Genomic DNA, 8404 nt, shown 5'->3' on the forward strand with positions numbered 1-8404 from the left:
CAACCGATTCCAGGCATTGATCACGGCAATACCCATGCTCAGGTCGCTGATGCCCTTCTCATCGAAGTGCGGCGCCAACGCATCGAACGCCGCCTGCGACGGCGCACCGTCGGTCAACCGGGTCAGGGCTTCGGCCCAGCCCAGCGCCGCGCGTTCGCGTTCGTCGAAGAAGCGGCTTTCGTGCCAGGCCGGCAGCGTATCCAGCTTGCGCGGCTCGATGCCGCCCTTGCGCAGCGTGGTGGCATGCATGTCCATGCAGTAGCCGCAGCCGTTGAGCTGCGAGACGCGCAGGAACACCAGTTCCATCAGGGTCGGATCGATCGAACTGTCATGCACCGCCTTGCTGGTGGCCAGCAGACCCTTGAAGGCATCAGCGGCCAGGCGGGCGTAAGGAACGCGGGGAGAGGCGTGGTTGGACATCTTCAGCTCCACGGCGGCCACCATGGCCGCCTTTCAATACAAGGACGCCGCAGCATCGCTGCGCGTGACAACCGCAGGCAGTTTTTCTGGATTCAGCACGCTGTAGAGATTGGCGATGCGGCCATCGACCACCTCGATGGTGGTGATCGAATGCAGGTGATCGCCTTCGAAACGCAGTATCGCCGGTTCGCCGTTGACGTAGCCGAGCTGTGCCGGATGCGCTGCGCCGCGACGGGCGATCGCCCAGTACAGGCGGCCGATACGCTCGGCGCCCAGCAGCGGACGTACCGCCGCGGTGACCACGCCACCGCCATCGGAGACCAGCAGCGCATTGGCATGCAGCAGCGCCTGGATGGCCTCGCTGTCACCGCGCTGGGAGGCGTCCATGAAGCGCGCCAGCAGTTGCCGGTGCTGGCTGGCGTCGGCGTTGAAGCGTGGCCGCCCCGCCTGCAGGCGCTGCCGGGCCCGGTGCACCAGCTGCCGGCAGTTGGCTTCGCTGTGGCCGATCAGGTCGGCAATTTCGCGGTAGTCGTGGTCGAAGGCTTCCTTCAGCAGGAACGCGGCGCGCTCCTCCGGGCCCAGCTGTTCGAGCAGGGTCAGGAAGGCCACCGAGACGTCATCGGCCAGCGCGTGCAGCTGCGCAGGGCCGGGCGCCGGATCAGGTTCGAGGGTGATCGCCAGCGGTTCCGCCAGCCACGGGCCGACATAGTGTGCGCGCTCACGCTTGGCCGCGCGCAGCCGGTCCAGGCCCAGACGGGTGGTGGTGGTCACCAGCCAGGCCTCCGGGTCGGCGATGGCCGCGGTATCGGTGCCTGACCAGCGCAGCCAGGCATCCTGCACCACGTCTTCGGCGTCGGTGCGGCTGCCAAGAAGGCGGTAGGCCAGCGCCATCAGCCGTGGGCGGTGGGTCTGGAAGGCGGTTTCGGCGTTCATGTGGGCAAGGACGCGCCAGCGGGGCGCGGCGTGACAGAGGGCAGGGCTCAGATCTTGCCGGCCAGCGGCCGACACTGCCACCCCGCGGTCGAGGGAGGGGGTAAAATGGGCGGATTACCCCCGCCAGCCTTCAGCAAGCGAGCAATCCGTGACATCGATCAAGCAGGAAGACCTCATCCAGTCCGTCGCCGACGCGCTGCAGTACATCTCGTACTACCACCCGGTCGACTACATCAAGAACCTTGCCGCCGCCTACGAGCGCGAGGAGTCGCCGGCAGCGAAGGAGGCGATCGCGCAGATCCTGATCAACTCGCGGATGTGCGCCGAAGGCCACCGGCCGATCTGCCAGGACACCGGCATCGTCACTGTGTTCCTGGAAATCGGCATGGACGTGCGCTGGGATGACGCCACCATGGGTGTGGAGGACATGGCCAACGAGGGCATCCGTCGCGCCTACCTGTACCCGGACAACAAGCTGCGCGCCTCGGTGCTGGCCGATCCGGCCGGCAAGCGCATCAACACCAAGGACAACACCCCGGGCGTGGTCAACGTCAAGGTGGTGCCGGGCAATACCGTGGAAGTGATCGTCGCCGCCAAGGGCGGTGGTTCGGAAGCCAAGACCAAGTTCGCCATGCTCAACCCGTCCGACTCGATCGTCGACTGGGTGCTGAAGACCGTGCCGACCATGGGCGCGGGCTGGTGCCCGCCGGGCATGCTCGGCATCGGCATCGGTGGCACCGCCGAGAAGGCGATGCTGCTGGCCAAGGAAGCGCTGATGGAGCCGATCGACATCACCGAACTGCAGGCCCGCGGTGCGTCCAACCGCATCGAAGAGCTGCGCCTGGAGCTGTACGAGAAGGTCAACGCGCTGGGCATTGGTGCGCAGGGCCTGGGTGGTTTGACCACGGTGCTCGACATCAAGATCAACGACTACCCGACCCACGCAGCCAACCTGCCGGTGGCGATGATTCCGAACTGCGCCGCCACCCGCCACGCGCACTTCACCCTGGACGGCAGTGGCCCGGTGATGCTGGACCCGCCGTCGCTGGAAGACTGGCCGAAGCTGACCTACGACGCCTCCAAGGGCACCCGCGTGGACCTGGACACGATCACGCCGGAAGACGTGGCCAACTGGAAGCCGGGCCAGACCCTCCTGCTCAACGGCAAGCTGCTGACCGGCCGCGACGCCGCGCACAAGCGCATGGTCGACATGCTCAACAAGGGCGAGGAACTGCCGGTCGATCTCAAGGGTCGCTTCATCTACTACGTCGGTCCGGTCGATCCGGTGCGCGATGAAGTGGTGGGCCCGGCCGGTCCGACCACCGCCACCCGCATGGACAAGTTCACCGAGCAGGTGCTGAGCGAAACCGGCCTGCTGGGCATGGTCGGCAAGGCCGAGCGCGGCCCTGCCGCGATCGAAGCGATCAAGAAGCACAAGTCGGCCTACCTGATGGCCGTCGGTGGTTCGGCCTACCTGGTGTCCAAGGCGATCAAGGCGGCCAAGGTCGTCGGCTTCGCCGACCTGGGCATGGAAGCGATCTACGAGTTCACCGTGGAAGACATGCCGGTGACCGTGGCCGTCGATTCCACCGGCGAGTCGGTGCACAAGACCGGCCCGCGTGAATGGCAGGCCCGCATCGGCAAGATTCCTGTCGTGGTGGAGTGATCGGCGCGGCGTCGTCCATGCCTGTCCGATTGCAGAACGGCGCCCTGGTGGCGCCGTTTTTCGTTTAACGATTGCAACCGCGCGGCTTTGCTAGGCTATGCGCGTTGCCAGGCAAGGGAAGCTGTTTGTGCGTCAAGGAATACGCAGTGTTTTCGCCGCAGTCGCCCTTGCCTTGATGGTGGGCTGCGCGCCGCAGTATTACGTCGAGCAACCCACCAGCGAGGCCGGCCGCGTGTGTGCGGCGGGGTGTGCACAGCAGCATCTGCAATGTGCGGGTCAGGCGCGCTCGATGGCCGAAACGGCGCAGCAGAGCTGTCAGGCGGACAAAGCACGTGTCATCGACAAGTGCAGCGATATCGCTGACGAAAAGATGCGGCATCGTTGCGAGGGCGCACGTGGCGCCGGCGCATACTGCGCCGTTGCAGCCGATACGCGCGCCTGTGATGCGACCCGGGCCCAGTGTGTGCTCGATTGCGGCGGATCGGTAAGCGAAACCCGTTCTTCCGGCAGTCTTCCGGTCTATTGAACAAGGAGTGTCCTGTGAACCTGTTGCGCAGCCTTTGCTTTGTCGGCCTGCTGGTGCTTGCTGGATGCAGTACTTCGTCTTCTTCGTATGGTGGTGGGGGCGGCTTCAGCGCCGGTGCCCAGTGCCAGATGCAGTGCCAGGCCAGCTATCGCAGCTGCATGGCCGAGGACCAGGGGATCGGCAGTCGCCAATCCAGCTGCGAGCAGCAGGTGGCACCGACGCCGGACAAGCGCTGCAAGGACATCGAGCATCCGGAACTGCGACGTTCCTGCGAATTGAAAGCGCACGACTGCACGCTGCGGGCGCCGATGATGGGCTGCGGCGAGCGTCGTGATACCTGCATGGGCAGCTGCGGCTGACCGAGCCGGCGACAGCGCGCATAATCAGCCGTTCCCCGCACAGGACCGGTCATATGCGCACCACCTTGTATGGTTCCACCAGCACCGCCTCGCTGGTGGTGCATTGGCTGCTGATCGAGCTGGGCATCGAGCACGAACTGGTGCTGCTCGATTTCGACGCGCGCGAGCACAAGTCGGCCGACTACCTGGCCTTGAATCCGGCCGGCAAGGTGCCGACCCTGCTGATCGACGGCCAGGTGCTGACCGAGGCGGCCGCGATCGCGCTGTATCTGGCAGACCGTCATCCGCAGGCGGGGTTGTTGCCTGCCGTCGGCACGCCGGCACGCGGCGAGGCCTATCGTTGGATGTTCTGGTGTGCCAACACCGTGCAGCCGGCGTACCGCGCCTGGTTCTACGCGCATGAAGCGGCGGGGGGCGAGTGCATCGACGGCGTGCGTGCGATGGCGCGGCAGCAGCTGGAAGCGGCGTGGCAGCACGTTGCCACGCACCTGCAGGGCGGCGGTCCTTACCTGCTCGGCGATGCGCCGAGCGTGGTCGATTTCATGCTGGTGATGTTGATGCGCTGGTCACGCAACATGCCCACGCCCAGCGACCGCTGGCCGGTGTTGAAGGCGTATGCCGATCGCCTGAAGGCGCGCCCGGCGTTCGCCGAGGTCTATCGCCGCGAAGGCATCACCGACTGGCGGTAACCCGTTCTGTAAAGCCGAGCCATGCTCGGCTGCATTCACGGGTAGCACGCGAACCGCAGCCGAGCATGGCTCGGCTCTACCAACGCGGGGCGGGTTACAGGATCTCCAGCACCGTTTCCGGGGGGCGGCACAGGCGGGTGCCCTTGGCGGTGCGTACCACCGGGCGGTTGATCAGCCGTGGGTGGGTGGCCATGGCGGCCAGCAGGGCGTCGTCGTCGCTTCCCTGCAGGCCCAGTGCGGCGAACTCGGGTTCCTTGCTGCGCACCAGTTCGGTCGCTGCCAGGCCAGACTCCACCAGCACCTGGCGCAGCGTGGCCACGTCGGGCGGGCTACCCAGATACTCGATCACCACCGGCTCGACACCCGCGTCGCGGATCAGCTTGAGCGCCCCGCGCGAGTTGCTGCACGCCGGGTTGTGCCAGATCGTCACATCCATCAGAACCACTCCAGCAGGGACACGCCCACGCCGACATAGGTGGCCTTGTGGTTGTAGTCGATCAGGCTCTCGCCATAGCCGTCGAAGATCTGCACATGGCCGCGCAGCAGGTTGCTGATCGGGAAGCCGTAGTCCAGCTGCAGGGCGCCGTGCGAGCGGTCACCGGTGCGCAACGAGTGGCGCGCCATCAACGAGACCTCGTGACCCTTGCGGTTCCAGGTCAGGGTCGCGTCGCCGCGGCCCATGTAGTCCTCGATGTCCGGATTGTTGTCGTCGCTGCGGGTCTCGGGAATGCGGTACCAGGGACGCAGCACCAGTGCCCAGTTCTCGCGGTCGAGGCCGACGTTGAGTATCACCCGGTTCCAGCTGCGCGACAGCGGATCGGCACGGCCGTTGGACTGATGGTTGAGGCTGATGCCGGTCATCCGCCCACGCCAGCCACCGATCGAGTAGCCGTTGCGGAACACCATCATCACTTCCGGCTCGTAGTTGGTCTCGCGGAACGGGCGCGAGTCCTCGCCGTTGTAGGCCTGCCAGCGCGAACTCTGGGTGTAGCCGGCCCAGATGTCGCCATTGTCGCCGAACAGGTTCTCGGCGATCTTGGTCTTGAAGCTGATCTGGAATTTCAGCTCGGCACTGTCCAGCACCTGCGGGGTGGTCACGCTGTTGGCCGGGTTCGGCGAGTGCGGCATGGTGTTGCGGTCGCTGGTCCAGAAGGCCGGCAGCAGGTACACGGGCTTGTACGCACGCAGCTGGAACGGGCCCAGCTTGGAGTCCTCGGCCAGTTCCCAGCGGCTGTCCAGCAGCGAACCACGGCCGGCGTTGGCAAGTGCGCTGTCCGGCGCTTCGGAACGGAACAGATCACTGACACGTTCGCGCAGTTTTTCTTCACCCTGGCTTACCCGCGTGGTGTCGCGCTGCTCGCGGCGTGCCTGTGCTGCGGCTTCGGCGGCGGCATCAGCTTCGGCGGTGGCCTGCGGTGTGCGCCCGAACTGGCGGTCGTAGCAGGCCAGGCGTGCCGCATCGGTCGTGATGGCTGCGCAGGCGGCCGGCGAGGCCTCGGCGCTGGGCGCGAATTCCTGCGCTGCCAGTGGCGCGCTGGCCAGGGCCAACGCCAGCGGTGCAAGGCGGGGAAACAACGGAGAGAGGGTCATTGCAGCAGGCCCTTCGGAATGAATGCGGAAAGAGGGACAGTGTGGCGGCTGCATGCGGTAACGGCCAGCCCCACGGGTTTATGCCCGGCGTGTGCGTGCGCGCTGCGTGAAGGCCGCCTGCCTCACAGGAACCAGGCGAAGGCGAACAGGCCCAGCATCGCGATCACCAGCGCCAGCTTCAGCGCCAGGCCCAGCAGTATGCCGAGCCATGTGGCCAGCCCGACCTTGGTCGAGCGGCCGAGTTCACGGGTATGCCAGTACTCGCCCAGCAGGGCGCCGAGCAGAGGGCCGGCGAACAAGCCGATCGGCATGAAGAACAGGCCGACGATGCTGCCGATGAACGTGCCCCAGAGCGCTTTGCGGCTGGCGCCCACGCGCTTGGCGCCGACTACGGTCGCCAGCACGTCGACCAGCAGCGACAGCGCGGTCAGTACGCCGAGGATCAGCAGGGTCGGCCAGCCGACATGGACGAAGCCGTCTGCCCACGCAGCAAGTACCAATCCGACGAAGACCAGCGGGATGCCCGGCAGGGCCGGCAGGACGATGCCTGCGATGCCGATCAGCACAAAAATGACCGCTAGCAGATACAAGATGAATGAGAGGTCCATGCTGTCCAGTATGGTTGTGTTTTTGGGGTTGACAGTGAAAGGTTTTTGCCAGTTGCTTTTTCGTTTTGGTCGGGTTAAGTTGCAGTCGCTGAGCTTGGCAAGGTCACCGTGGATCGTGGCCTGATGAAGCAAGATCGTTCCGATCCGCTGCATCGATGCACCTCGCTTCCCCCTTGCTTGTCAGCCGCCCAACAGGCGTATCCAACAACAAGTAGAGAGTCAAAGGGAGTTAGTGAGATGGCTGATCGTGAGAACGGTACCGTGAAGTGGTTCAATGATGCCAAGGGCTTCGGCTTCATCAGCCGGCAGAATGGCGAGGACGTGTTCGTGCACTTCCGTGCCATCGAGACCCAGGGCTTCAAGAGCCTCAAGGAAGGCCAGGCTGTGAGCTTTGAAGTCGTGCAGGGCCAGAAGGGTCTGCAGGCCGACAAGGTCCAGCCGGCGTAATACCTGCCGCTCGCCGGCATGAAAAAGGCCCGCGCAAGCGGGCCTTTTTTTGTTGCTCCGGTTCTGTCCGGCCGGGGCCCGCTTCGGTTCAGCGCAGGATGACCTTGCCGTTGACCACGCGGACGTAGGTGTTTTCGCGGATGCCGCCGAGGTCGCGCTGGTTGACCACGATGGTGCGGCCGTCATCCATGCGCACGCTGATGTCATACGTATCGCTGGTGACGTTCTTCTGGATCTGGTTGCCCGCCAGTGCACCACCCACCGCGCCGGCGGCGGCGGCGATGTTCTTGTTGCCGCGGCTGCCGCCGGTGTGGTCGGAGATCTCATGGCCGGCAACTGCGCCGACGATACCGCCGAGGATCGCGCCGGTGGCGGAAGGCGCGGTACGGCCAGACTGCACGGCATTGATGCGGGTGACGATGCCGCAGTCGGCGCAACGGCCCTGGTTGTAACCGGAGTTGTTGCCGTAGCCGCCGTTGTTATAGCCGCTGTTGTTGTAACCACCACCGCCATAGCCCGGCGAGGTGGCACAGCCGGCCAGGCCGACGGTTGCGATGACACTGGCGGCGATGAGCTGGATCTTCATGGGGCGTCTCCTGGCCGTGAAGGCGGGTGCGTTGGGTGGTACTGCGTCATGCAGCAGGGTGAGCGAATCCTCCTCTTTTCAACGTGAACAAGGCGCCAACCACATCTGCCTTCGCCCACTCGAAGATGAATCAGCGGAAGTCCTGATGACAGGCCCGGCAATCGTCCTGCAGGGCCTGCACCTGCTGCGCCAACGCGGTGCAGTCGGTGGCAGGGCTGGCCAAGGCCGCATTGAGGTCGGCCCGGTACTGGCTGGCGTGCTGCTGGAACTGCCGGCTGTCCTTCAACCCGGGGAGGGCCAGGTCCAGGTCATTGGACAGCAGGCGCAGCACCTGCAGGCGCGGGACGCTGTCGGCCAGGCTGCAGCGGTTCTGCTGCTGCGCCTGCTGCAGCAGATCGGCCTGCCGCTGCATCACCTGCATCAGGCTGTCCGGGAACGGATCGCGGCGCGCCTGCAGGGCACGGCCGACCATCACCGTGGCAATCAGGCCGATCAGCAGGCCCAGGCCGAGTACGAACAGATAGCGGTAGGCGGTGGACGGGCGGCGGGGTGGGCTGGCACTCATGGCGGGCGCTCCGGG

The 8404-nt window shown here is 65.7% G+C and carries 12 protein-coding genes; 5 read left to right on the forward strand and 7 right to left on the reverse strand.

What is annotated here, in order from left to right; all coding sequences use genetic code 11:
• Both DBR20_RS09065 and DBR20_RS09070 read right to left on the reverse strand, forming a co-directional pair.
• On the reverse strand, window positions 1-420 hold a 420-nt coding region (locus DBR20_RS09065; RefSeq protein ID WP_108265956.1), incomplete at its 3' end, for a carboxymuconolactone decarboxylase family protein.
• Between the two features lie 33 nt (window positions 421-453).
• Window positions 454-1353 (reverse strand): RNA polymerase sigma-70 factor, encoded by a 900-nt coding sequence (locus DBR20_RS09070; protein WP_108265949.1) that lies wholly within the window; start codon window positions 1351-1353, stop codon window positions 454-456.
• A 148-nt stretch (window positions 1354-1501) separates the two neighbouring features.
• On the opposite strand from DBR20_RS09070, the gene DBR20_RS09075 reads away from it, so the two are divergent.
• The 4 genes from DBR20_RS09075 (at window position 1502) to DBR20_RS09090 (ending at window position 4593) form a co-directional block, all read left to right on the forward strand.
• Window positions 1502-3019: a fumarate hydratase gene (locus DBR20_RS09075; RefSeq protein ID WP_108265950.1), complete on the forward strand. Its 1518-nt coding sequence runs from the start codon at window positions 1502-1504 to the stop codon at window positions 3017-3019.
• A gap of 97 nt (window positions 3020-3116) precedes the next feature.
• Window positions 3117-3545, forward strand: coding sequence for a hypothetical protein (locus DBR20_RS09080; protein WP_146186978.1), 429 nt, complete (start codon window positions 3117-3119; stop codon window positions 3543-3545).
• Window positions 3546-3559: 14 nt separating this feature from the next.
• Complete coding sequence (locus DBR20_RS09085) at window positions 3560-3904, forward strand: hypothetical protein (RefSeq protein ID WP_108265952.1); 345 nt, start codon at window positions 3560-3562, stop codon at window positions 3902-3904.
• A gap of 53 nt (window positions 3905-3957) precedes the next feature.
• Complete coding sequence (locus DBR20_RS09090; protein ID WP_108265953.1) at window positions 3958-4593, forward strand: glutathione S-transferase family protein; 636 nt, start codon at window positions 3958-3960, stop codon at window positions 4591-4593.
• 94 nt (window positions 4594-4687) lie between these two features.
• Here the strand turns inward: DBR20_RS09090 and arsC are convergent, their stop codons facing one another.
• The 3 genes from arsC to DBR20_RS09105 all read right to left on the reverse strand — a co-directional run bounded on the left by arsC (window position 4688) and on the right by DBR20_RS09105 (window position 6791).
• Window positions 4688-5029 carry an arsenate reductase (glutaredoxin) gene (arsC, locus tag DBR20_RS09095; protein ID WP_108265954.1) on the reverse strand — a complete coding sequence of 114 codons (342 nt, stop codon included), beginning with the start codon at window positions 5027-5029 and terminating at the stop codon, window positions 4688-4690.
• Window positions 5029-6183, reverse strand: a complete 1155-nt coding sequence (locus DBR20_RS09100; RefSeq protein WP_089236159.1) for a phospholipase A — start codon at window positions 6181-6183, stop codon at window positions 5029-5031. The genes arsC and DBR20_RS09100 overlap by 1 nt, the downstream gene beginning before the upstream one ends.
• A gap of 122 nt (window positions 6184-6305) precedes the next feature.
• On the reverse strand, window positions 6306-6791 hold the full coding sequence (locus DBR20_RS09105) for a DUF456 domain-containing protein (RefSeq protein ID WP_099821145.1): 486 nt from the start codon (window positions 6789-6791) through the stop codon (window positions 6306-6308).
• 237 nt (window positions 6792-7028) lie between these two features.
• Between DBR20_RS09105 and DBR20_RS09110 the strand changes: the two genes are divergently transcribed.
• Window positions 7029-7238, forward strand: a complete 210-nt coding sequence (locus DBR20_RS09110; RefSeq protein ID WP_025876765.1) for a cold-shock protein — start codon at window positions 7029-7031, stop codon at window positions 7236-7238.
• A gap of 88 nt (window positions 7239-7326) precedes the next feature.
• Here DBR20_RS09110 and DBR20_RS09115 read toward each other — a convergent pair whose 3' ends face one another.
• Both DBR20_RS09115 and DBR20_RS09120 read right to left on the reverse strand, forming a co-directional pair.
• Window positions 7327-7824, reverse strand: a complete 498-nt coding sequence (locus DBR20_RS09115; protein WP_025876767.1) for a glycine zipper 2TM domain-containing protein — start codon at window positions 7822-7824, stop codon at window positions 7327-7329.
• Between the two features lie 130 nt (window positions 7825-7954).
• Window positions 7955-8389, reverse strand: a complete 435-nt coding sequence (locus tag DBR20_RS09120) for a cytochrome c (protein WP_108265955.1) — start codon at window positions 8387-8389, stop codon at window positions 7955-7957.
• Between the last annotated feature and the right edge of the window lie 15 nt (window positions 8390-8404).

The organism is Stenotrophomonas sp. HMWF023, assembly GCF_003060985.1.
GTDB lineage: Bacteria > Pseudomonadota > Gammaproteobacteria > Xanthomonadales > Xanthomonadaceae > Stenotrophomonas > Stenotrophomonas lactitubi.

What these genes read in the sequence shown, in the direction of transcription:
- DBR20_RS09080 (WP_146186978.1), top strand. Translation starts at nt 3,117, where the DNA reads ATGCGCGTTGCCAGGCAAGGGAAGCTGTTTGTGCGTCAAGGAATACGC.
- DBR20_RS09120 (WP_108265955.1), bottom strand. Translation starts at nt 8,389, where the DNA reads ATGAGTGCCAGCCCACCCCGCCGCCCGTCCACCGCCTACCGCTATCTG.
- arsC (WP_108265954.1), bottom strand. Translation starts at nt 5,029, where the DNA reads ATGGATGTGACGATCTGGCACAACCCGGCGTGCAGCAACTCGCGCGGG.
- DBR20_RS09100 (WP_089236159.1), bottom strand. Translation starts at nt 6,183, where the DNA reads ATGACCCTCTCTCCGTTGTTTCCCCGCCTTGCACCGCTGGCGTTGGCC.
- DBR20_RS09070 (WP_108265949.1), bottom strand. Translation starts at nt 1,353, where the DNA reads ATGAACGCCGAAACCGCCTTCCAGACCCACCGCCCACGGCTGATGGCG.
- DBR20_RS09105 (WP_099821145.1), bottom strand. Translation starts at nt 6,791, where the DNA reads ATGGACCTCTCATTCATCTTGTATCTGCTAGCGGTCATTTTTGTGCTG.
- DBR20_RS09115 (WP_025876767.1), bottom strand. Translation starts at nt 7,824, where the DNA reads ATGAAGATCCAGCTCATCGCCGCCAGTGTCATCGCAACCGTCGGCCTG.
- DBR20_RS09110 (WP_025876765.1), top strand. Translation starts at nt 7,029, where the DNA reads ATGGCTGATCGTGAGAACGGTACCGTGAAGTGGTTCAATGATGCCAAG.
- DBR20_RS09090 (WP_108265953.1), top strand. Translation starts at nt 3,958, where the DNA reads ATGCGCACCACCTTGTATGGTTCCACCAGCACCGCCTCGCTGGTGGTG.